Raw genomic sequence first — 22651 nt, forward strand, 5'->3', positions numbered from 1 at the left:
GGAGGTTGGCTGTATGGAAAAATATATATTGGCTCTGGATCAGGGAACGACAAGCTCCCGAGCTATTCTATTTAACCGTGGCGGGGAGATTGTGCACATTGCACAGCAGGAATTCCCCCAGTATTTCCCCAAGCCGGGCTGGGTAGAGCAGAATGCCAACGAAATCTGGAGTTCCATTCTTGCCGTGATGGCTTCATGTCTGGCAGAAAGCGGAATTAAACCTGTTCAGATTGCTGGAATTGGAATTACGAATCAACGTGAGACGGTTGTGGTATGGGACAAAGAAACTGGCAGACCCATCTATAATGCAGTGGTATGGCAATCCAGACAGACCGCAGATATCTGTGAAGAATTGAAGACACAGGGTCTCGGGGACCTTTTCCGCCGTAAAACAGGATTACTAATCGATCCCTACTTCTCGGGAACAAAGGTGAAGTGGATTCTGGATCATGTCCCTGGTGCCCGGGAGCGGGCAGAGAAGGGTGAAGTACTGTTTGGCACGATTGATAGCTGGCTGATCTGGAAACTGAGCGGGGGTACACATGTCACGGATATATCCAATGCCTCACGTACCCTAATCTATAACATCTATGATCTGCAATGGGATGACGAATTGTTGGATATCCTCGACATTCCTAAGGCCATGCTGCCAGAAGTGCGAGGTTCATCCGAGGTATATGCACACACAACAGACTATCATTTCTTCGGTCATCGGATTCCGATTGCGGGAGCGGCAGGTGATCAACAGGCAGCGATGTTTGGTCAGGGCTGTTACACCAAGGGTAGTATGAAAAATACATATGGTACCGGTTGTTTCATGCTTATGAATACGGGAGAGAACCCGGTGCAATCCAATCATGGACTGATTACAACGATTGCCTGGGGGATGAATGGCAAGGTTGAATATGCGCTTGAAGGCAGCATTTTTGTTGCAGGTTCAGCGGTTCAGTGGCTGCGTGATGGATTAAGAATGCTTCGCTCTTCAAAAGATAGCGAGGATTACGCCACACGCGTGCTTTCGACAGACGGCGTTTATATGGTACCTGCATTTGTCGGACTGGGCAGTCCGTATTGGGATAGTGAGGTTAAGGGTGCGGTGTTTGGCCTGACCCGAGGCACGACAAAGGAACACTTTATCCGTGCTACGCTTGAGGCGTTGGCGTATCAGACCAAAGATGTACTGGAGGCAATGGAATCCGACTCGGGTATTCCCGTGCATGCTCTGCGTGTGGATGGAGGAGCGGGCGGCCAATGATTTCCTCATGCAGTTCCAGAGTGATATTCTGGGCATTCCTGTCGAACGCCCAACGGTGAATGAAACGACTGCATTAGGTGCGGCTTATCTGGCAGGATTAGCGGTTGGATATTGGACGAGTGCGGATGAATTGACGGATCATGAAAATACGGAGCGTGTCTTCCAGCCTGTTATGGCTGAGCAACAACGAAGAGAACTTTATGCAGGCTGGAAGCGTGCAGTGAACGCAGCAATGGCTTTTAAATAAAAGGAATGAAATGAATATTTCTTGGTGTGGGTATTTGTACTTTTTAACTAAACATATGTTATAAATGATATTTACTGGTGGAAAATGATGCATGATTTACAGGGTTATTCTTCCTGGAGAAGGCAAAATATATACCCACTATAAGGAAAAAAACAAGGTTAGTGGATTCATTTGAAATTCCATCCTTTGGCAGAACAACTTTTTGAATTTTTTTTGAATAATGTGTCATTTCAGGACTTCACGCCGTCAAAAATCTGTGATAGGATAAAGGCACAAGTTAAAAAATGATGTCTGGAGATCGGGAGGGACCACGTGCCGCTCAGCAATTGCTGAGCGAATGACGTGGTCCTTTTTTTGTTTTTTTTACGGAAAAATCGAGAAAATCAATAGGAGGTTCAAGAATGACAGAAACGTTCTCGTCAGCATACCGGACCGAATATTTGCAAAACATGGCGAATGTACATTTTGACGTATTAATTATTGGTGGTGGAATTACAGGCGCAGGGATTGCATTGGACGCAGCTTCCCGTGGATTGAAGACGGCGCTTGTAGAAATGCAGGATTTTGCAGCAGGTACATCCAGTCGTTCGACCAAGCTTGTCCATGGCGGATTACGATATTTGAAGCAATATGAAGTGAAGATGGTTGCTGAGGTAGGACGGGAGCGGGCTGTAGTTTATGAAAATGGGCCACATGTGACCACACCGGAACCGATGTTGTTACCGATCTATACGGCTGGCACGTTCGGCCGCTTCAGCACATCCATTGGACTGATGGTGTATGATCGGCTCGCCGGGGTGAAGCGCAGTGAACGGCGCCAAATGTTGAATGCTGGAGCGGTGTCAGACAGTGAACCTTTATTACGCAAACAGGGGTTGTTGGGTGGTGGACTCTATGTGGAGTACCGGACTGATGATGCCAGGCTCACCATAGAAGTTATGAAAGAAGCTGTCAAACGTGGGGCACAGGCAGTGAACTACGTCAAGGCGAAAGATTTCCTGAAGGAGAATGGCAAGATTACAGGTATTGAAGCTATGGATCAGATCGATGGGCAGATATATACGCTAAAAGCAAACAAGGTGATCAACGCTTCCGGCCCCTGGGTGGATGGGCTGCGGGAATTGGATGGTTCGCGCAAGGGGAAAACGCTACAGATGACCAAAGGCATTCATTTGGTCTTTGATGGTGAACGATTCCCATTGAGGCAGGCTGTCTATTTTGATACACCAGATGGTCGAATGGTATTCGCTGTCCCACGTGATGGCAAAACCTATGTAGGAACAACCGACACTGTATATCAGGATGATCCTGCACACCCGCAAATTTCCGACTCAGATCGCGATTATGTGATCGATGCAGTCAACGGCATGTTTCCAGATGTACACATTGGTACCGAGGACGTGGAATCCGGATGGGCGGGTGTACGTCCACTAATTCATGAGGAAGGCAAGAATCCTTCCGAAATTTCACGTAAAGATGAAGTCTGGGTATCCGATTCCAATCTGATTACGATTGCCGGGGGCAAGTTAACCGGATACCGTAAAATGGCCGAGATGGTTGTTGATCTGGTCGCACGCCAGATGGAGCAGGAGAGTGGGCATTCCATAGGTCCTTGTGTAACGAAGAAGATGCCCATCTCCGGCGGTGATGTAGGGGGATCGGCTGGATTTGTATCGTATGCGGAGCGCAAGATCAAGGACGGTGTTGCCCTCGGGCTTGCCCGACCTGCTGCGGAGCGGCTGGTTCGCACGTATGGTTCCAATGTGGAGGCACTGTATGAGCGAATGCCCGATCCACGCACCAAGTCCGAGCTTCATGGCATGCCACAGGAGCTATTGCTGATGCTGCTTTACGCGATTGATGAAGAGATGGCTGTAACCCCGTCTGACTTTTTGGTACGAAGAACAGGTGATTTATTCTTCCGTATTGATGAAGTTCGTCGCTATAAAACAGCGGTTATCTCGTATATGGCAGGTCGTTTGAACTGGTCTGAAGAGGAAGAGGTTAAACATACACAGGAACTGGATCAGCTGTTGCTGGAAGCATCCGGCAAAATCTAAGGCAGGATTTCAAGGTCAAGAGTCGAATGGAACATGTAAGCGTGTAACATAGAGAGGGGATTACATCCATGACATTACAGATCGGAATCATTGGAACAGGCTGGTTCAGTAAGGTACACGCGGATATTCTCGCACGGATGGAAGGTGTTCGTGTTGCGAGTGTCTGTGGAACATCGCTCGAAAAGGCAGAGGCTATGGCCTCCGTTTATGATGCAGTTGGTTACGGGGAACTTGAACATATGCTGGATGGTGAGAAGCTGGATGCGGTGTATATCTGTGTGCCTCCGATGTCTCACGGATCGATTGAGTCCGAATTAATCTGCCGCGGTATTCCATTCCTGGTGGAGAAACCTTTGAGCACCGGAATGGATGTTCCGCGTCAGGTGTTGGATCAGGTGCAAAAGAGCGGATTGTTAACCTCTGTAGGATACCATTTCCGTTATCAGGAGGCCGCGCAGGTCCTGCAGCAATCGATGAAAGAACAGACGGTCGGCATGGCTCTTGGCCGCTGGATGGGCGGAATGCCAGGGGTCGCCTGGTGGCGGCGTCAGGACGGTTCAGGAGGACAATTCGTAGAGCAGACTACACATATTGTAGACTTGCTTCGGTATTGTGCAGGAGAAGTTACGGAGGTATATGCTGTAGCAGCTCAGCGAAGCATGCATGAGAAGCATGAGCATGTGACCGTAGCCGATGTGGCGAATGTGACGCTCAAGCTGGAAAGTGGAGCGATTGCCAGTATCGCCAATACATGTCTGTTGCCAGACGGAGAGGGCGGCGCAGGGCTCCAGTTCTACACGGATGCAGGTGTGTGGGATTGGACGCCAGAACGTTTGCTTCTGCCAAGTGCGGCAAAACATGCGATGGCAGGTCTGGAGATTCCGGCAGGACATAATCCATACGAGCGTGAGAATGAAGCGTTCATTCACGCCCTGCGTACGGGAGACCGTTCACGAATTCTGTCCGATTATGCGGATGCCTGCCGTACACAGGAGATTACAACGGCGGCGCTGGCATCGGCAGATTCCGGTCTGCCTGTACAGCTTCAGCCTTCAAAACATCTCTCTCATTAAAAGGTTGAAGGTAACATAAATACGCCTGAATCAGGGAATGATCCGCAGATCAGCCCGATTCAGGCGTATTTGTGTTGAGTAGAGATTATTGAACAGCAATTCAACTACTCGGATTTCTGCTGTTTCAACCAGTCGGATGACCAACTGTAGATCTGATCAATGACAGGTTCAATGGCTCTGCCTTTAGGTGTTAATTCATACTCTACACGGGGAGGTATCTCGGGAAACATGTGTCGGGTTACGATACCTTCTGTCTCCATTTCCTTCAATCGCTCCGATAAAAGTCGTCCACTGATCGCCATCTCTGCTTCAAGCTCCGTAAACCGCTTGGGTCCGGACAACAGTTGATACATGATTAACAGTACCCACTTCTTGCCTATGATGTCTATGGCTTGAGTGATCATACAGGGACTTGGTGCTTTTACTTTTTTCAGCTTCAACGTGTTCACCTCAATTCATGATTATTTTCTTCGCAGGTTGTATATGAAAGGACATGGTTTCTGCCGCTTTAAGAATATAGGACATCCAAGTAAATGAGGGTTACTACAAAATATACTGTAACATACCTTTTGTATGTATTATACATCATACAGCGAAAAATTACTTGAAGAAATTATATTATTATTATATACTAACTTCACAAAAGTAAGTTGGTGATAAATAATACGTATAATATGAACGCGTACTATTCTGAAAATTGAACTGGGCAGAACGGTTGAAAACAGAGTGACCTTTGGGAACTTTTACATAGATTCTTTTTTTACAATGTGCAGCAAAAATAATCATTACATAGTAGGAACATATAATTTCTTACAGGAGGATATACACATGAACAAGATTTTGGGTTACGTTTTTCTGGTTGTGTTAGCAGGTGTTTTCGTCATGACGGGGTTTAACAAGATTAGTGGAGCAGACATGATGATTCAGACATTCGAAAGTTTCTCTTATCCGACATGGACGATGTATCTGCTGGGCGCTGCGGAGTTGCTTAGTGCTGTAGGATTGCTGATTCCACGTACTCGCATCCTGGCTTCAGGCATACTGACATTCATTCTGATTGGGGCCGTGGGAAGTCATCTGATCTATGCACAATATGCTGCTGTTCCGTTCCCGGCTGTGTTGTTGGTAGCTAACATTATTGTCCTGGTTGTGGGCATGCGCAGATTGGAAGCGGAAGAAGAAGGTCAGATGGACGCGGTTCAGGCGTAAGTTAAAGATGAATAGAAGATCTGAAACGATATCATGAGATGGCCGCAGCAGATGAGCATAGGTCATCTTTTTTTAGGATTGAATGGATTTAATATAAAAAAAGAAGAACCCACGAAAAACAACGGGTTCTCTTGCAGCGGGACTTCCTGATCGGAAGGTCTTCTGACTATAAATGATCGAGTGCCATTTTGATTATAGTAACTTTTTTAATTGAGAGACGCGTCCTTGGCTGATGCCAAGCTTTTCCGCAATTTGCTGTTGAGCCAAACCGGGATTCTGTTCAACAATTTCTTTCATCTGTTGCAGCATACGTGCCGTCTTCGGCCGCAGATCCGGGTATTCTTGGTTGTCAGCTGTGGTCCCTTCTTCCCTAGCGGGAGATGAGACTGAGGCGGATTTGGAAGCAGGACGCTCCACGGGTGCAGGAGCCTGTTTGTTCTGAGGTACGAACCAGTCGGGAGAGTCATCCGGGTGTTTTAATTGAATTGCACAAGTCCGGCAGATGAATTGTTCTTTGAAATACATTTCCGTATCTACATCACCGCAAAAAATACATAATGTTGATTTGTACTTTCTTAAAATCAACTCTTTCCCTTCAATGAAAAACTCAAGCGGATCGCCGATATGGATTTCCATCGTATCCCGCATTTCTTTGGGAAGGACAATTCGTCCAAGACGGTCCAGAGATCTCTTCATTCCGGTTCTTTTCATCGCATCTCCCCCGCAATATTCACAATTAAAAACCTGTCCTTATTGTAAGGAAGAAAGGGCTTTAATACAACAATAATATTTCAAAAAAGTGGGATAATGCCATCTATTATGGAAAAATAAGTTTGGAAAGGACGGGTGCAACCGCTAAAGTGAACAATGCAGCGAGCACCATGGAGATGCTGGAGATGGTACCGGTCAGGGAACTCAGTTCAAACGCCTTGGATGTTCCTGTGCCATGGGCACCGGTTCCAAATAGTGTGCCTCGTGCAATCTCCCCATCGATGCGCAGCATCTTGACGATAGAAGGGCCCATAATCACTCCGAGCAGACCAGTCATAATAACAAAAACAGCTGTCACTGCGGGTATGCCACCGATGGTGGCGGATACGTTCATGGCAATTGGGGTGGTAATCGATCTTGGGATCAGACTATGAATGAGACCGGAATCCAGGCGCAACCATTTGGCGAGCAGGGCAGAAGAAAGTACTGCAACGACCGAACCGGTCATGACACTGAAGACAATCTCGGAAATATGTTTTTTGAGTACATGGAAAAAGGTATAAAGCGGAACGGCAAAAGCCACGGTGGCCGGTTGGAGAAGCAGACTCAGCCATTTGCCTCCACTGCTATACGTGGTATAATCCGTTCCCGTTGCGAGCAATATGCCAACAACCAGCAGCGGCGTAATGAGCAGTGGAGACAGATATACTTTTGGCAGATTACGATACATTCGTTTGGCGACCCCATAGATCCCAACGGTTAATAGCAGGCAGAGAAATCCAATCATCCAGTGTGACGCCCCTTTCGTTTCGCGATTCGTGTAGCAACTAGGCCTGTGCAGGACATGACCAGGAATGTACTAAGCAGTACGATGAATAAAATCTGCAATCCGTCATGCTCCAACATGGGCATATAGTTCATGATGCCAACGGCTGACGGGATAAAAAATAACAATAGTTCACCGAGCAGCCAGGCAGCTCCAACTTCAATCCAACGCAGCTTCACGACACGAGTCTGAAGCAGAATGAATAACACAACCATACCGAGTATTGAACCGGGTACAGGAAGATGGAGAGTACGGGCCAGCAGGTCCATAAGCAGTGAAAAAACCATTAAGAGCGCAACCTGTGCAATACCAAGGCCCCATTTTTTCACTTCAATCCCTCCTTATATAATCAACGTAATCGTTTAATTTTTTTTGAAAATGTTTCACTTGATATCACAAATTTTACATGGCATTCTTTCATGAGTAAAATGCATATTAAGAATGTTTACTATTCCATTTATCTATGAGAGGTGGGGATCAACCGATGGATATCCGCCATTTGCAATATTTTCTGGAAGTTGCCCGGCAGCAGAGCTTCACAAAAGCCGCCGAAGTTCTGTATATCACCCAGCCCACGATCAGCAAGACGGTCAAGAGTCTTGAAGAGGAATTGGGTATCACGTTATTAGACCGTTATGGGAAGAAAGTTGAACTAACCGATGCAGGTCATGTGTTTTTTCGGCAGGCACTGGAGATTGAAAAATCGTTTCGCAGTCTGTCGTCCGAATTGGATGACCTGATGAATTTGAAGAAAGGCCATCTGCGGATCGGCTTGCCACCGATGGTAGGATCAAGCTTTTTCCCCATGATCATTGGTGAATTTCACAAAGCCTACCCGCAGGTGACCATTCAGCTATTTGAGGATGGTGCCAAAAAAGTGGAGGCCGATGTGATCAGCGGTGCACTGGATATTGGCGTTGCTGTACTGCCAACTGTGGATGAGCTGTTGGATCATTTTGTGTTTGTCAAAGAGAAGCTGAACCTGCTTGTGCACCCTTCACATCCACTTGCGGGGAAAGAGTCGGTTGCGCTGCATGAACTGGAAAACGACGCCTTTGTGCTGTTCAGGGAAGATTTTGCATTGCATGACCGGATTATTGTGGCCTGTCAGCATGCCGGGTTCCAACCCCGGGTGGTATATGAGAGCTCTCAGTGGGATCTGCTCAGCGCGATGGTTGCCGCCAATCTGGGTGTAGCCTTACTGCCGGAGACGATCTGTCGTGAGGTGGATCATATGCGTGTACGCATCATACCCGTGGTGGAACCGGTGATTCCATGGCAGCTCGGGATGATCTGGCGGAAGGATCGCTATCTTTCATTTGCCACGAGAGAGTGGATTGCATTCACACAGTCGATGCTGGGTGAGTAAGGGAGTGATGGGAAGGTTGTTCTGTCATTGTAGTGCCCAGAGTAAATACTCTTTTGTTGACCCAGGATCGTTGTTACAATGGAAGCATAATCATGATGGAGGTGTACGAACATGAAACTGCGGGTATCCGCTGTACAATACCAATTGCACACAATCAGCTCGTTTGAGCAGTTCGCCGCTCATGCTGAGCATTACATACGGACAGCGAGTGAATACGGAACCGAATTTGTGCTGTTCCCGGAATTTTTCACAACGCAATTAATGTCCATTGGGGACAAACAAGGCAATGCACTGACGATTGAGGATCTGCCAAACTTTACGGAACAATATGAACAACTGTTCACGTCACTTGCTGCCAAGTATGGCATGCACGTTATCGGGGGAACCCACGTCATTCGCCGTGAAGGGAAGTTGTATAATACAGCCCACATGTTCTATCCAGATGGTCGCATCGCTCGCCAGGACAAGATTCACATTACACCAACCGAAGTCCAGGAATGGAATATGGCTCCCGGAGATGGACTTGAGGTGTTTGACACGGATAAAGGCCGCATTGCCATGCTGACCTGTTATGATATTGAGTTCCCGGAAATTGTGCGGATGGCCAAAGCCAAAGGCGCTGATGTGATTTTCTGTCCTTCCTGTACGGACGATCGTCATGGATTCTACCGTGTGCGTTATACGAGTCATGCCCGCGCGGTGGAGAATCAGGTGTATGTTGTGTTAACAGGAACAGTGGGTAACTTGCCAACCGTTGATTTCATGCGGGCCAACTACGGACAGGCTGCAATTATTACGCCGAATGATATTCCATTCCCGCCACGTGGCGTTCTGGCCGAGGGTGAGATTAACAACGATATGATCGTGACCGCCGATCTGGATTTGGACTTGTTGTATGAGGTGCGTGAACGTGGATCGGTAACGACCTGGCGTGACCGCCGTACTGATCTGTATACCGATTGGGAGTAGGCAACTACGTTTAAAACCGAAGCGAAACAGAGTATGGAGTTCATTTTGTCAGTGGAAAGGGGTGACCCGGCAACATGTATACCAAAGAAATGCTGATCACCGACCCTGAGCGAAGTGGCAAAAGGGTAAAGGCAGTCGTTCGCAATTATGCTGCAGCCGACTTTGAGGAACTCATTCGCATTCAGGCGGAGAGTTTCCCTCCCCCTTATCCGGAAGAGTTGCTCTGGAGTCACGAGCAGCTCAACAGTCATGTGCAGCATTACCCGGAGGGTGCCATCTGTATTGAAGTGGATGGAGAATTGGCCGGATCGATGACTTCGCTGCGGATGCAGTGGGACCCTGCATATCCGGCGAGTCATACCTGGGCCGAAGTAACGGATGACGGTTATATTCGTAACCACCAGTCGGATGGCAACACGCTGTATATTGTTGATCTCTGCGTTCGTCCGAAGTACCGCAAGTGGGGACTGGCTCAGCTTATGATGCAGGCGATGTACCACCTGGTGATTGCACAGGGTATGGACCGGTTACTAGGTGCTGGTAGAATGCCCGGTTATCATCTGGTTGCAGACCAACTGTCTGCGCAGGAATATCTGGAACAGGTAGCAGCGGGAGAGAGGCATGACCCGGTGATATCGTTCCTGCTTCGCTGTGGCCGCATGCCTGTTGGTGTGACCGCAGACTATCTGGACGATGAGGAATCCTGTAATTATGCTGCCCTGATGGAGTGGCGGAACCCGTTCAAATAAAAAATATTAAATGAAATACATCATCAATCAAGGGGGTATTTATCCATGGAATTTACGCGTATTACATCCATTAAAGATCCATTGTTTGCCCAAATGCACAAGTTGATGCAGGAGATTTTCCCGCGGGAAGAAGTGCTGGACTTCCCCCTGTGGGAAGAACCGCTGGAAGATCCGGGTATACGGGTGTTCGTGGCTGTACATGAGGGACAAGTTGTTGGGGCGACAGAATACCGTTATTACGAGGATTGGAACGTGGCCATGACGGACTTTACGATTATTGGGCGCGAAGGACTGGGAATCGGCAGTTTCCTGGCGAATCACCGCAAGCGTGATCTGCAGAAGCTGGCTGCGGCAAACGGGAAAGAATTGTTCGGTATGTTTGCCGAAATCTATAATCCTTATCTGAGTCAGGATCACGAGTTTGGCGGTATCAAGCCGATGGACCCGTATGTACGTCGTGAAGTATTGTCCCATCTGGGATATCAGCGTCTGGACTTCCCGTATGTTCATCCATCCTGGCAAGGGGATGGTGAAGCGGTTGGTGGATTGGACCTGTGCTTCATGCCAGGTGATGAGTCGCTTGGTGAACTGCCAGCAAGCCTAGTGGCTGATTTCCTGAATCGATATTATGCAGTGCTTCCTAACAAACCACAGGAATGGCTTGCCATGGTAGAACAATTGACTGCTCGCAAGTCGGTTGCGCTACTGCCGTTGTAATCATATGAAAGACCGGAGCCTGGACTAACAGGGTTCGGGTCTTTTTTGTTTATTTTTCAGAATAAACAAGATAGTATTTTCTTTTATTTGGTATATGTTACCATAAATATGGAAGATATGTGTTTCTATTATTCACTTTTTATTAAGGAGGGGATTAGATGAGAAAAAGCAGAATCTTATTGATATGGATGCTCGCTTTATTTTTAACAGCCTGCAGTTCGAGTGACGATGCTTCACTACCAAATGTACAGGAGAGGGAACGCGAGGATGCCATAAATACCGAACAAATGCGGAAGGAAAATGAACTGCTGAAGGAGCGGGTAGGGAACAACCAGAAGAGAAAAGATGAAAAAGATGCAAAAGAGCAGGAAGATGTAGAAAGTTTAAGAGAAACACTGAACATAACGTTTAAACTGATGGCGGCGATGCAATCCAATAACTATACATATCTTGAATCGGTGTCTTCTCCGAACATAGAAATATCGCAGCAGAACAATATCATTATTTCGAAACTGGAACAGGGGATTACGAAGTACCTTTTCTGCAAAACGTTAGCCTGAATAATTTGGAGTACCGTGGATTTAATCCTCTGGATTCAGATCGTGTCATTTTACATATGGCTACAGTATGGTCTGATGGAAACAGTGCATTGGATTTCTATTTTATTCGTTCCGAGAAAGGAGATTGGCTCTTTGATGGTCTGCTCACGAATGGATAGGCCACTAGTCTGGTTCCGTAATATAAATAGCGACCGTTCTCTCTATGATAAAGAGGAAGGTCGCCGCATGGATGAGTTCTAGTGGAAAGATTTAATTATTGTGTAGTCTTTCGGTCCGGTAGCTGGCTCAAATAACTGTTGGACAAGTGTGCAAGATCCAATGCTCGATCATATTGATCCTTCGTTATAAACCGTGAAGAAGACAGCCCACTGTTATTGGGTGTGGCTATAGTTGGAGATTCCTCTTCTCCCGAAATCTGCGGTGTCTCGTCTGACGGAACACCTGTCCGTTGTTGCCCAGCATCCTGTCTTCCCGCATCAGCTAGGGAATAATGCGTCCCATCCCCGTATCCTTTCGCCGGAATGAAGAGAGAAGCATCGTTTAGCACCGAACCGGAAGGAAGGTAATAGCGTTCGGGTAAGAGATTTCCACCTTCGTGTAACAAATCCTGTCCGAAGTGTAATTGGTCCTTCAGCGATACTCCGGTGAGTCCCGCAATCGTTGGCAGAATGTCCACCTGGCCTCCGATCTGTTCCAGTTGTACACCCGGGGTAACGCCCGGGGCAGAGATAATGAGTGGGATATTAATCATATCTGCTGATGTGTATTCCCGACCATACAACTCTTTCATAAGGACTTTGTCATCCCGATCCAGTGAGTAGATGGGAAGCCCCAGGTGATCCCCGTACAAGACGAACAAGCTATTTTCCCATAATCCCCGTTCTTTCAATCCAGCAATCAACTGTCCAACTGCCTCATCCGCATAATGCTGTGATATCAAATAATCACCGGGCAACGTATCCTTGTAACGTTCTGGCAGCGTCAGCTTTACCTTGTTTTTAGGCAAAGTGTACGGGTGGTGGGCTGACATGGAAATGATATGGGCATAGAAGGGATTGCCCGAAGACTGCATGGATTCCAGCTTATCCAGTGTCTTGGAATACAGTACTTCATCCGAGGCCGAAAAGGCGATAGAGTCCTGTGTGCCGAAATAATCAATATCATAATACTGGTCGAATCCTAGTGCCTTGTATAACTGATCCCGATTCCAGAAACGAACATCATTTGTATGGAATGTGGCTGTCTGATATCCGTTTGCTGACATCAACTTGGGTAGACTCGGCAGAGCTTTATCCGCATATACAGTTGTTGCTGCCCCGTTCGGTGGGGTGTAGAACGATGTGTTCACAACAAATTCTGCATCCGATGTATTTCCCTGTCCCACTTGCTGATAGAAGTTCGGAAAATACAGGCTCTTTCTAGCCAATTGATTCAGGTTGGGCGTGATCTCCTGTCCATCTACCTCTAATCCAATCAGAAAGTTCTGAAACGATTCCAACTGGAGCATAATCACATTGCGTCCGCTCGCGGCACCCTTCTCCAAAATTGCAGGAAGTTCGGTCGTTTGCTTCAGTTGGTCGATGTCAGTCTGATCAATCTGAGCAATGGGCACAGGTTTATCAGGTCGATCCAGGATGGTATACGCCTCGTAACCGAGGATGCCCATCTGTTCTGCTTGTGTAAGCTCACTCATGCTGGCCCGATTGGGATAGATGTTAAGCATGCACAGGATCAGGGACAGGGTAAGAATGACCGAAGCAACCCGTCTTCTGGCACGTCGTTCAAGTGGAATACGGTTTGGGCGTTCTGTACTCCCGAGCTTGATCCGACGACGAGTGAGTATCCCCCCAATGATCAGAACGTCTGCAAAAATAAACAAATAATAGGGGTCAAGTAAAGAGAACATACTGCTCTTGACCGAGGTCACCTGATTCACCTGTGCCAGCGCGTGATAGTTAACGATTACGCCATAGTATTTGTAGTACATGATGGCTGCAAAGAAAATCCCTGAAAGCAGCAGATCCACGGCAAGGTACATCCACATCCGTCGCTTGGCAGCAAACCACTCAATTAGACAGAAGCCGATCCAGATGAGCGGCAATTCGGTCAGCAGTGGTTTCCAGACAGGGATGTCATCGAAGATAACAATCCAGGCAAGTAAGCTTTTGATCATCATAATAATGGTAAAGAATATAAAAGGTCCGCTTAGAAATCGGGTGAGTGAACTGCGTGACAAGGTACCGCCTTCCCTTCCGAAGTTTCATTTAACAAGTATTATCCTATCTCAGCATGGCTGTGTCAAAAAATGAGAGCCTTCTATAATTGACGGCAAAAAACCTCTTCCATGCAGGAAGAGGTTTGAAAAAACATGGGCTACTGCGATAAAAGCCAGGCGTGACCCAATCCGTTATTCTATAGTGTACGTTGTGACGTAAGAAGGTCTGGGGAACATGGTGGGTTTCTGTGCAGTCAGCCCTTCGCTTGTACTGCGGTTACGGTGAGCGTGACTATAAGCTTGGGATTCCTGCCAGCCTTTGAAATATTCCTCCGACTGCCAGAGTGTAAGTACCACATATGTGTCATCCTTTAGAGGACGAAGCACACGAATACCGACAAAGCCAGGCTCGTCTTCTACCTTGCGGGCACGGTTCTTAAACCGTTCTTCGAAATCGTTACGACCATCCTCTGTGACAGGGATATTATTCAAAACAGCAAAACCTCCGCCAGTCCAGGAGCCTGCGGCATCAAAAGCTTCATATGCGGCTATTTTATCATCAGACTCGATATTCATCAGGCGTTCTGCGGATTCAATAGCCAGACGCACATGCTCTTCGCTTCGCAAAGTTAGATGCGGGTACGCAGCAAGTGCATCCGGAATCGGTGAAGGAACCAAATAGATATACATAGAAGCTGCCTCCTCATTAAGTACATTCTATTTCAAGATAGCATATGGGATTGTGCGAGTCCAATCGGTTCACATGTATCGGACAGGTGGGCTAATTCCGAGCTGAGTAGTATAGGTTTGCCGCAATAGAAGATAAACAATGAATGACAAACACTGCAGTAATAATGAAAAAGGAAAGCGATATCCCGTCTAGCATAACTACGAGGATCCAAGCCAGAACAAGACTGATGGTTGTCGCATTCCAGGAGAAGGCTTTTGCTCTCGTGATACAATAAAGGTACCGCTCATCCAGTCCGTTGTGCTTTTTTGCAATCAACCTTGTGAAAAAAATAATGAGTATTGCAAATAACAAACCAGCTACAATTCCACCGATCCCGATCATCCGATTCAGTAATTCAGAACTCAATATTCTCATCTCCTTCAAAAATAAATAATTCCTCGATCTGACAGCCAAATAATTGGGCAAGCTTGTGAGCAAGCACAAGAGAAGGTTTGTACTTTCCGGATTCCAACGATATGATGGTCTGCCTGGAGACCTTAAGTCGTTGAGACAGTTCTTCCTGTGTGATGTGCATATGTATTCGTTTGTCTCTGATTAGATTTTGCAAGTATATCCTCCCATAAGTAAAGTTCGCTTTACGTAAAGTTAACTTTACTTATGCGACGATGTGATGTCAATCTCTCTTTATAATATTTTCCACTTCTTCGAGGTGGTGCTGTGTCCAAAAGCATATTTCATGATAAAGTATAATCACTACAAACAGAACGGGTGATCGTATGACAACAACAATTCGGATATCGGTTAGACCTTTGGTGGAGTATGTGTACCGGAGTGGCAGCATACGTCCAGGGTTCCGGACCAATGCCTCGATGCAAGAGGGGACTCGAATTCACCAGCGGGTACAGAAGGAGTACACGGAAGAGGATTTAAAAGAGATTGTGCTCGAAGCTGAGATTCAACATGGGGATCTGACCTATGTGGTGGAGGGGCGATGTGACGGGCTAATTCGTCTGGACGGTCAGTTGACAGTGGATGAGATCAAATCAACTGCGGGCAATCTGGATGATCTGGGAGAAGGACTTCCCGTGCACTGGGCGCAGGCCATGATGTATGCCTATATGTACGCCGTTCAGCAAGATGAACCACGTATGCAAGTGCAGTTGACGTATGTGCATTCGGTAACCCATGAAGAAAGACGGTTTCGCCGAATGGCAGAACGGCAGGAACTGGAGCAGTTTGCGGCAGAAGTGATTGCCGGTTATGCGCCATATGCAGAGATGATCGCTGCATATGAAGAAGAGCGAGATATCAGTGTGAAAGAGCTGCCGTTTCCTTTTCGCAAATACCGGGAGGGACAGCGGAAGCTGGCAGGTGCCGTATACAAAACGATCCGCGAGGGTCAGGGATTGATGGCCAAAGCACCAACAGGCATTGGTAAAACGATGTCCGTGCTATTCCCCACGGTCAAAGCGATTGGCGAAGGCGAAGCGAGCCGATTGTTCTATCTGACCGCGAGGACGACGACACGGGTGGCGGCAGAAGAAGCTTTTGCCCGGATGCAATCGGAAGGATTGAAGATGCATGTGATCAGTCTGACCGCGAAGGACAAGATTTGTTTTAAGGAAGAGGAAGCTTGTGATACGGGGCAGTGCGGCATGTGTGAAGGATATTATGACCGTATTAACGGGGCCGTGCTGGACATGCTGGAACATGAGACGTTGATGACACGTCCGGTCATCGAGCAGTATGCGCGCAAACATCGGGTGTGTCCGTTTGAGTTTTCACTGGATGCGGCGTATGCAGCCGATGCGGTGATCTGCGATTATAACTATATTTTCGATCCGAGGATCTCTCTGAAAAGAATGTTGGAGGAGCAGAAACGCAAGACGGTGTTACTGGTGGACGAGGCACATAATCTGGTCGATCGTGGCCGAATGATGTTTTCCGCTGAGCTGGAGAAGGCAGTATTTCTGGATGTGAAAAGAGAGTTCCAGTCGCTGGACAGCAGTGTGCCTGCTGCCAAAGCCATTGTTGACTACACCGGGGCCATTGATAAGTATCTGATTACCCTTCGGAAAAACGGTGGAGAAGAAGGAAAGATCATCCAGCAGGAAGCACCGGAGGAACTGATTGAACGACTGGAACCTTTTGTCATGGTTGCGGAGCAATGCCTTGTTGAAGGTGGTTCGGGGAATGCCGAGACGGATCAACTGCTGTTGGATGCCTACTTCACGGCACAGAATTTCCTGCGCATTGCCAAACTGTATGATGAACGTTTTATTACGTATGCAGAGTGTGTTCGAAGTGAAGTGAGAGTGAAGTTATTTTGTCTCGATCCTTCGGTACTGCTTCGTCAGACGGCCAAAGGATTCCGCTCCCTCATTCATTTTTCGGCTACCTTGTCACCTCTTCGCTATTATCGGGATATGCTGGGTGCAGAGGAAGAGGATTATACATTGCAGATTCCATCTCCATTTCAGCGCGAACAATTGGATGTGAGACTCCTGCCCTTATCCGTGCGTTATAAGGATCGGGAGCAATCCCGGCGACCCATTGCGGAGATGCTGCAACAGCTGGTAAGTGAGTGGCCGCGCAGTAATTTAATGGTCTTCTTCCCTTCCTACCCTTATATGCGCGAGATATATGAGACCTATGCACAGCTTCCAAGTGAAGCGGATACGGTCATACAAAAGCAAGGCATGAACGAACTGGAACGGGAGCAGTTTTTGGATGGATTTCAGCCGAATCCTGAACGAACACGCTTGGTTTTTGCCGTCATGGGTGGCGTATTCTCGGAGGGGGTCGATCTGCCGGGAGACCGTTTGAATGGCGTCGTTGTGGTAGGTGCGGGGCTGCCGCAGATTGGTCTGGAGAACAACGTATTACGTGATTACTATGATCGGACAGGACGCAACGGATTCAATTACGCCTATATTTTCCCGGGTATGAACAAGGTGCTGCAGGCGGGTGGACGGCTGATTCGGACGGAGGAAGACAGGGGTGTGCTGGTGCTGGTCGATGATCGTTTTATCCAAGAACCGTATCGTTCCCTGTTGCCCGAGGAGTGGCGGGACTATAAACGAATTTGAATATGATGCATCTCCACAGCAATTTCAATGGAATCAGGCAAATGCTGAACCAAGAAGTTTAACATTTTTCTCAGATTTCTTTCCTTTATATGATTGAAGGGTAGGGTGAAAGGGTTATAACTTGGTTAGCAACGAACGAACAACGGCGATTACCCTATCCGTTCCGCGGTCCGCTTCGAAAGCAATCAAGGAGGTCGGTTATAATGAAGAGAAATCATACCATGATGCAGTTTTTTGAATGGCACCTGGCTGCAGACGGAGATCATTGGAAGCGACTGGCTGAAATGGCCCCGGAACTGAAAGCCAAAGGCATTGACTCGGTATGGGTACCACCCGTAACCAAGGCAGTGTCAGCAGAAGATACAGGTTATGGGGTATATGATCTGTACGATCTGGGCGAATTTGATCAAAAGGGTACCGTACGGACCAAATATGGCACCAAGCAGGAACTGGTGGAGGCCATTGCTGAGTGTCAGAAGAACGGCATTGCCGTCTATGTGGATCTGGTTATGAATCACAAGGCCGGAGCAGATGAGACGGAAGTGTTCAAAGTGATCGAGGTTGATCCCAATGATCGAACGAAGGAAATTTCCGAGCCGTTCGAAATTGAGGGATGGACCAAATTCACATTTCCGGGTCGCGGAGATCAATACTCCTCCTTTAAGTGGAGCTCTGAACATTTCAACGGTACAGACTTTGACGCCAAGGGAGAACGAACAGGTGTTTTCCGCATCGCAGGAGAGAATAAAAAATGGAATGAGAATGTCGATGATGAGTTTGGCAACTATGACTATCTGATGTTCGCCAATATAGATTATAACCACCCGGATGTTCGGCGCGAGATGATTGATTGGGGAAAATGGCTGATCGATACCCTCCAGTGTGGTGGGTTCCGGCTGGATGCGATTAAGCATATCAACCACGAATTCATCAAGGAGTTCGCAGCAGAGATGATCCGCAAACGCGGTCAGGATTTCTACATCGTAGGTGAGTTCTGGAATTCGAACCTGGATGCATGTCGTGAATTCCTTGATACGGTAGACTATCAGATCGACCTGTTTGACGTGTCTCTTCACTACAAGTTGCATGAGGCTTCGCTTGCAGGTAGAGACTTTGATCTCTCCAAAATTTTTGATGATACCTTGGTGCAGACACATCCTACCCATGCGGTAACTTTTGTAGATAACCATGACTCCCAACCTCATGAAGCGTTGGAATCATGGATTGGTGATTGGTTTAAGCCGAGCGCTTATGCGTTGACGTTATTACGTCGCGATGGTTATCCGGTTGTATTTTACGGGGATTATTATGGCATTGGTGGACCTGAACCTGTGGATGGCAAAAAAGAAATTCTGGACATTCTGCTGTCTGCCCGTTGCAACAAGGCATATGGAGAGCAGGAAGATTACTTCGATCACGCAAATACGATTGGCTGGGTACGTCGTGGCGTAGAGGAAATCGAAGGTTCCGGTTGTGCAGTGGTCATCTCCAACGGGGATGACGGTGAGAAGAGAATGTTCATCGGCGAGCATCGTGCTGGTGAAGTCTGGGTGGATCTGACGAAGAGCTGTGAGGATCAGATTACCATTGAGAAAGACGGCTGGGCCACCTTCCATGTGTGCGGTGGGGGCGTGTCGGTATGGGCCCTTCCTGAACAGAATGAGGACTGCACTGACGCTGAGTAACGGCATGTGCCAGACAGGATAAGAAAAGGTACACCGATTGATATGAAAACAGTATATAGATTGATCGTTAAACCATCTGAACAGGAGAGCGAGTATACCTGTGTCCAGGTGGTTTTTTGCATTTTTCTAGGTACAACTAAAACTCCATCCTAACGAACAGAGGGCACCTTATTTGCACTGAATTAGCGTTATTGGAATTCTAACGAATCTCAGTAACCTTATTACTCTCAAAAACGATTGAAATAGCGCCAATTGGAGCAACATCACCAGATTAACGCGTCTGAGATTCGTTAGAATACTGGTAACTCGGATTTCAGCCGAATAAGGCCTCTCAGATTAGTTAGCTTAACTGAGTTAAGGCTCGCCGCCATAGGCAAACGAATCACTGCTGCAAGTAAAAACATGAAATGAGAAAGGAATCAGCTTAGATTTAACAGCAGGATAAGGTTATTACTCTTCAAAATACTGATTCATCGTATCCCACATTTGATTGAACTCACTACGTTCCATTGAAAATGCTCCAGGCTTCTCAGGTTTATGATGAGAAGTTGGCTCAAAGTTTAAGTATTCATGGTGTGTGGTACACTCATAGTTCTTGCTGTTAATAAGGAATTCAACTCTATTCTTAAAGGGTCTTTCCAGTAATTTAACCACCATGATGTCTCCACTACTGGTGCTTCTTGCAGGAGAATATATCAGAAAGTAACCTTGTTCAATTCGATATTCCATAGCAATGACCTCCATTAGAATATAGATCGAATACGATAATATCTGATGTCCTCTTTCCGTTTACCTACTCCAACTCAAATGATTCCAACGTGCCAACCATTCGTAGATCATGCGCGCGGTTGAACTGTTCCCGTTTGTCCGCATCAGCGAACTCGTCATGATAATGCATCAGTACGGTTTTCTGTCTCACTTCCGCGGGTAACTGCTCCAGATCCTTCAATGAGGTATGGGATTTGATCACCAGATCATGCATATGACATTCATGGAAAATCAGCTGCACATCAGCGGCAACTTGCTCCACCCGTTCCTGGTCGAGTGTACTGTCTGCACTGTAATAGAAGTAAGGCTTGGCGAGAAGCCCATTGCTGACCATACCGGGAACATGTTGGGTCCGAAACGTCTCAAACGTCACGCCGCCCAGTTCGAATGTGCCTCCATCTGGCAGAGGAACGACATCGTAGTAATCGCTCATGGTACGTTCACCATCCGTTGTGTAGCGCATGCCGGGGGATAGAATGTTCCAGAGCGGATCTACCAATTGTTCGTGGATGAACAGACGGGGTTTGCGGTCGCCTACGATCTGTGCGTAATAACCCAGCATCTGTACACCATTAATATGATCTTCATGCAAATGGGTAATGAACACATTGTGGATATCGGTCATGGCGAATCCATATTCCTTGAGTGCTTTAGCATTTGATTCTGGGAAATCAATGACCAGATGCGTGTCTCCGAATTCAGCCAACATACTATTGTGGTGCTGCTCCACGCTGAACATATCTCCTGTGCCCAGAAAAGTAATTTTCAATTCATTTCATCTCCTTGTGTAATCTTCAGATCAGCATCCTTGCGTTAAATCCAGTATACCTTGTTCCCGAATATATGCCTAAATCAACCTTTTTTGATAACGCTATCATTTTATATTGAACTTTGATGATAAACAGTGTAGCGTAAAGATGGGAAGTGAACCCATATGAACGTAAACTCACCTAAAGGGAGCGTGCGAGGCGAATGAAATCTTTTCTGGATGAACAATTTTTGCTGCACAATGAAACGGCGATCAAGTTATATGAGGATTATGCCAAAGACATGCCGATTATTGATTATCATTGCCACCTCAGTCCTCAGGAGATCTACGACAACAAAACCTTTGGCAATCTTACAGAGGCTTGGTTATACGGTGATCACTATAAGTGGCGGCTCATGCGCGCAAACGGAATTGAAGAGAAATATGTGACCGGCGGCGAGGGAGTGACCGATTACGATCGTTTCCTGGCTTATGCCAAAACGGTCCCTATGATGATTGGTAATCCGCTGTACGCCTGGTCTCATCTAGAGTTACAGCGATATTTCGGCGTTTACGAAGTATTGAATGAGACAAGTGCACCGGCCATCTGGGAAAAAGTAAATGCCAAACTGAACAGTGACGGATTCGGTGCACGTGATCTGATTACCAAATCTAATGTCACTGTTGTGTGCACAACCGATGATCCAACGGATTCTCTGGAGTATCATCTGAAGATTCAGGAAATCGAAGGCTTTGACACGGCGGTATTACCTTCTTTCCGCCCGGATAAAGGCTTGGAATTGAACCGGGATACCTTCATGGAATGGGTGGGCAAGCTGTCGCAGGCATCTGGCACTGCCATTTCAGATTATGAATCCTTCCTTACTGCGCTTGAGTCCCGGGTGGAATTTTTCCATTCCGTCGGTGGCAGAGTCTCTGACCATGCGCTCGATTATGTTCCTTACGGCGTGGCTACACGCGAAGAGGCGGGTGCCATCTTTGCCAAGGCACTTGCGGGTCAGAAGGTAACTCGTGAGGAAGAGGACAAGTACAAGACGGTAACACTGACGTTCCTCGGCAAACTGTATGCAGAGCGGGGCTGGGTGATGCAGTTCCATATTAATGCAGCCCGTAATAATAACACGCGGATGTTTGCCAAACTGGGGCCGGATACTGGTTACGATGCCGTGAATGATACGCCGCTTTCCGCAGCGATGATTGGATTGCTCGACGCGTTGGAACAGCAGCAAGCACTGCCCAAAACGATTCTGTATTCTCTGAATCCAAGGGACAACGAAGTGCTAGCGGCGATCATCGGCAGCTTCCAGGGCGGGGGCATTCCGGGCAAAATCCAGCTTGGTGCAGCCTGGTGGTTCAATGATACGAAGGACGGCATGCTTGCTCAGATGAAAGCCCTGGCGAATGTTGGTCTGCTCAGCCGTTTTGTTGGCATGCTGACCGATTCACGCAGCTTCCTGTCCTACACCCGGCATGAGTATTTCCGTCGTCTGGTCTGCAACCTCATCGGTGAATGGGCCGAACAAGGGGAGGCACCGCAGGATCTGGAGCTGCTTGGTCAGATCGTACAGGGCATCGCCTACAACAATGCAAAAGAATATTTCCCGTTTGCCTCAGTGCTTAAAACAGTATCTGCTTCACAGTCCTGATGAATAACAAGCGTATCTAACCTGCACGTTATGCAATAGGAGA

At 47.3% G+C, this 22651-nt stretch carries 21 protein-coding genes and 1 pseudogene; 12 read left to right on the forward strand and 10 right to left on the reverse strand.

The annotated features are described in order from the left end of the window. Window positions 1-13: 13 nt before the first annotated feature. The 3 genes and pseudogenes from glpK to QF049_RS25150 all read left to right on the forward strand — a co-directional run bounded on the left by glpK (window position 14) and on the right by QF049_RS25150 (window position 4635). Window positions 14-1502 (forward strand): annotated as a pseudogene (glpK, locus tag QF049_RS25140) (glycerol kinase GlpK). A 401-nt stretch (window positions 1503-1903) separates the two neighbouring features. Beyond that, the gene (locus QF049_RS25145) at window positions 1904-3562 is read left to right on the forward strand and encodes a glycerol-3-phosphate dehydrogenase/oxidase (protein WP_307541472.1); all 1659 of its coding nucleotides are present in this window, start codon (window positions 1904-1906) and stop codon (window positions 3560-3562) included. Window positions 3563-3630: 68 nt separating this feature from the next. Beyond that, a complete protein-coding gene (locus tag QF049_RS25150; RefSeq protein ID WP_307541474.1) occupies window positions 3631-4635 on the forward strand; it encodes a Gfo/Idh/MocA family protein in 1005 nt (334 codons plus the stop codon). Window positions 4636-4739: 104 nt separating this feature from the next. Here the strand turns inward: QF049_RS25150 and QF049_RS25155 are convergent, their stop codons facing one another. Beyond that, window positions 4740-5039 carry a winged helix-turn-helix transcriptional regulator gene (locus QF049_RS25155; RefSeq protein WP_026081419.1) on the reverse strand — a complete coding sequence of 100 codons (300 nt, stop codon included), beginning with the start codon at window positions 5037-5039 and terminating at the stop codon, window positions 4740-4742. A 424-nt stretch (window positions 5040-5463) separates the two neighbouring features. On the opposite strand from QF049_RS25155, the gene QF049_RS25160 reads away from it, so the two are divergent. Beyond that, complete coding sequence (locus QF049_RS25160) at window positions 5464-5844, forward strand: DoxX family protein (protein WP_211084645.1); 381 nt, start codon at window positions 5464-5466, stop codon at window positions 5842-5844. 192 nt (window positions 5845-6036) lie between these two features. Here QF049_RS25160 and QF049_RS25165 read toward each other — a convergent pair whose 3' ends face one another. The 3 genes from QF049_RS25165 to QF049_RS25175 form a co-directional block, all read right to left on the reverse strand. Continuing rightward, window positions 6037-6555: an AbrB/MazE/SpoVT family DNA-binding domain-containing protein gene (locus QF049_RS25165; protein WP_076209663.1), complete on the reverse strand. Its 519-nt coding sequence runs from the start codon at window positions 6553-6555 to the stop codon at window positions 6037-6039. A 106-nt stretch (window positions 6556-6661) separates the two neighbouring features. After that, window positions 6662-7342 (reverse strand): LrgB family protein, encoded by a 681-nt coding sequence (locus QF049_RS25170; protein WP_124116664.1) that lies wholly within the window; start codon window positions 7340-7342, stop codon window positions 6662-6664. After that, entirely contained in the window at window positions 7339-7710 is a 372-nt protein-coding gene (locus tag QF049_RS25175; protein WP_307541481.1) for a CidA/LrgA family protein, read from the reverse strand. The genes QF049_RS25170 and QF049_RS25175 overlap by 4 nt, the downstream gene beginning before the upstream one ends. 155 nt (window positions 7711-7865) lie before the next feature. Here QF049_RS25175 and cidR point away from each other — a divergent pair, with 155 nt between their 5' ends. The 5 genes from cidR (at window position 7866) to QF049_RS25200 (ending at window position 11745) form a co-directional block, all read left to right on the forward strand. Then, on the forward strand, window positions 7866-8750 hold the full coding sequence (gene cidR / locus QF049_RS25180; RefSeq protein WP_124116663.1) for a cidABC operon transcriptional activator CidR: 885 nt from the start codon (window positions 7866-7868) through the stop codon (window positions 8748-8750). 111 nt (window positions 8751-8861) lie between these two features. Beyond that, window positions 8862-9719 carry a carbon-nitrogen hydrolase family protein gene (locus QF049_RS25185; RefSeq protein WP_307541482.1) on the forward strand — a complete coding sequence of 286 codons (858 nt, stop codon included), beginning with the start codon at window positions 8862-8864 and terminating at the stop codon, window positions 9717-9719. A 74-nt stretch (window positions 9720-9793) separates the two neighbouring features. After that, window positions 9794-10468: a GNAT family N-acetyltransferase gene (locus QF049_RS25190; RefSeq protein ID WP_307541484.1), complete on the forward strand. Its 675-nt coding sequence runs from the start codon at window positions 9794-9796 to the stop codon at window positions 10466-10468. Window positions 10469-10513: 45 nt separating this feature from the next. Continuing rightward, the gene (locus tag QF049_RS25195; protein ID WP_047840815.1) at window positions 10514-11185 is read left to right on the forward strand and encodes a hypothetical protein; all 672 of its coding nucleotides are present in this window, start codon (window positions 10514-10516) and stop codon (window positions 11183-11185) included. Between the two features lie 158 nt (window positions 11186-11343). Continuing rightward, on the forward strand, window positions 11344-11745 hold the full coding sequence (locus QF049_RS25200) for a hypothetical protein (RefSeq protein WP_307541486.1): 402 nt from the start codon (window positions 11344-11346) through the stop codon (window positions 11743-11745). A gap of 253 nt (window positions 11746-11998) precedes the next feature. Here the strand turns inward: QF049_RS25200 and QF049_RS25205 are convergent, their stop codons facing one another. From QF049_RS25205 to QF049_RS25220, 4 genes are all read right to left on the reverse strand, one after another. After that, window positions 11999-13921, reverse strand: coding sequence for an LTA synthase family protein (locus QF049_RS25205; protein ID WP_307541488.1), 1923 nt, complete (start codon window positions 13919-13921; stop codon window positions 11999-12001). 231 nt (window positions 13922-14152) lie between these two features. Continuing rightward, the gene (locus tag QF049_RS25210) at window positions 14153-14650 is read right to left on the reverse strand and encodes an antibiotic biosynthesis monooxygenase family protein (RefSeq protein ID WP_150364074.1); all 498 of its coding nucleotides are present in this window, start codon (window positions 14648-14650) and stop codon (window positions 14153-14155) included. 91 nt (window positions 14651-14741) lie between these two features. Continuing rightward, window positions 14742-15056, reverse strand: a complete 315-nt coding sequence (locus tag QF049_RS25215) for a hypothetical protein (RefSeq protein WP_150364075.1) — start codon at window positions 15054-15056, stop codon at window positions 14742-14744. Beyond that, window positions 15046-15258, reverse strand: a complete 213-nt coding sequence (locus tag QF049_RS25220) for a helix-turn-helix transcriptional regulator (protein ID WP_036612923.1) — start codon at window positions 15256-15258, stop codon at window positions 15046-15048. The genes QF049_RS25215 and QF049_RS25220 overlap by 11 nt, the downstream gene beginning before the upstream one ends. 169 nt (window positions 15259-15427) lie before the next feature. On the opposite strand from QF049_RS25220, the gene QF049_RS25225 reads away from it, so the two are divergent. Next, complete coding sequence (locus QF049_RS25225) at window positions 15428-17740, forward strand: ATP-dependent DNA helicase (protein ID WP_307541491.1); 2313 nt, start codon at window positions 15428-15430, stop codon at window positions 17738-17740. A gap of 203 nt (window positions 17741-17943) precedes the next feature. Then, the gene (locus tag QF049_RS25230; RefSeq protein ID WP_307541493.1) at window positions 17944-19425 is read left to right on the forward strand and encodes an alpha-amylase; all 1482 of its coding nucleotides are present in this window, start codon (window positions 17944-17946) and stop codon (window positions 19423-19425) included. Window positions 19426-19875: 450 nt separating this feature from the next. Here QF049_RS25230 and QF049_RS25235 read toward each other — a convergent pair whose 3' ends face one another. Together QF049_RS25235 and QF049_RS25240 are read right to left on the reverse strand one after the other, a co-directional pair. After that, window positions 19876-20154 carry a hypothetical protein gene (locus QF049_RS25235; protein WP_307541495.1) on the reverse strand — a complete coding sequence of 93 codons (279 nt, stop codon included), beginning with the start codon at window positions 20152-20154 and terminating at the stop codon, window positions 19876-19878. A gap of 64 nt (window positions 20155-20218) precedes the next feature. Then, window positions 20219-20962: an MBL fold metallo-hydrolase gene (locus QF049_RS25240; protein WP_307541497.1), complete on the reverse strand. Its 744-nt coding sequence runs from the start codon at window positions 20960-20962 to the stop codon at window positions 20219-20221. 203 nt (window positions 20963-21165) lie between these two features. Between QF049_RS25240 and uxaC the strand changes: the two genes are divergently transcribed. Continuing rightward, on the forward strand, window positions 21166-22608 hold the full coding sequence (gene uxaC, locus QF049_RS25245) for a glucuronate isomerase (RefSeq protein ID WP_307541500.1): 1443 nt from the start codon (window positions 21166-21168) through the stop codon (window positions 22606-22608). The last annotated feature ends 43 nt before the right edge of the window (window positions 22609-22651 follow it).

Origin of the sequence: Paenibacillus sp. W4I10 (assembly GCF_030816325.1) — a bacterium.
GTDB lineage: Bacteria > Bacillota > Bacilli > Paenibacillales > Paenibacillaceae > Paenibacillus > Paenibacillus amylolyticus_B.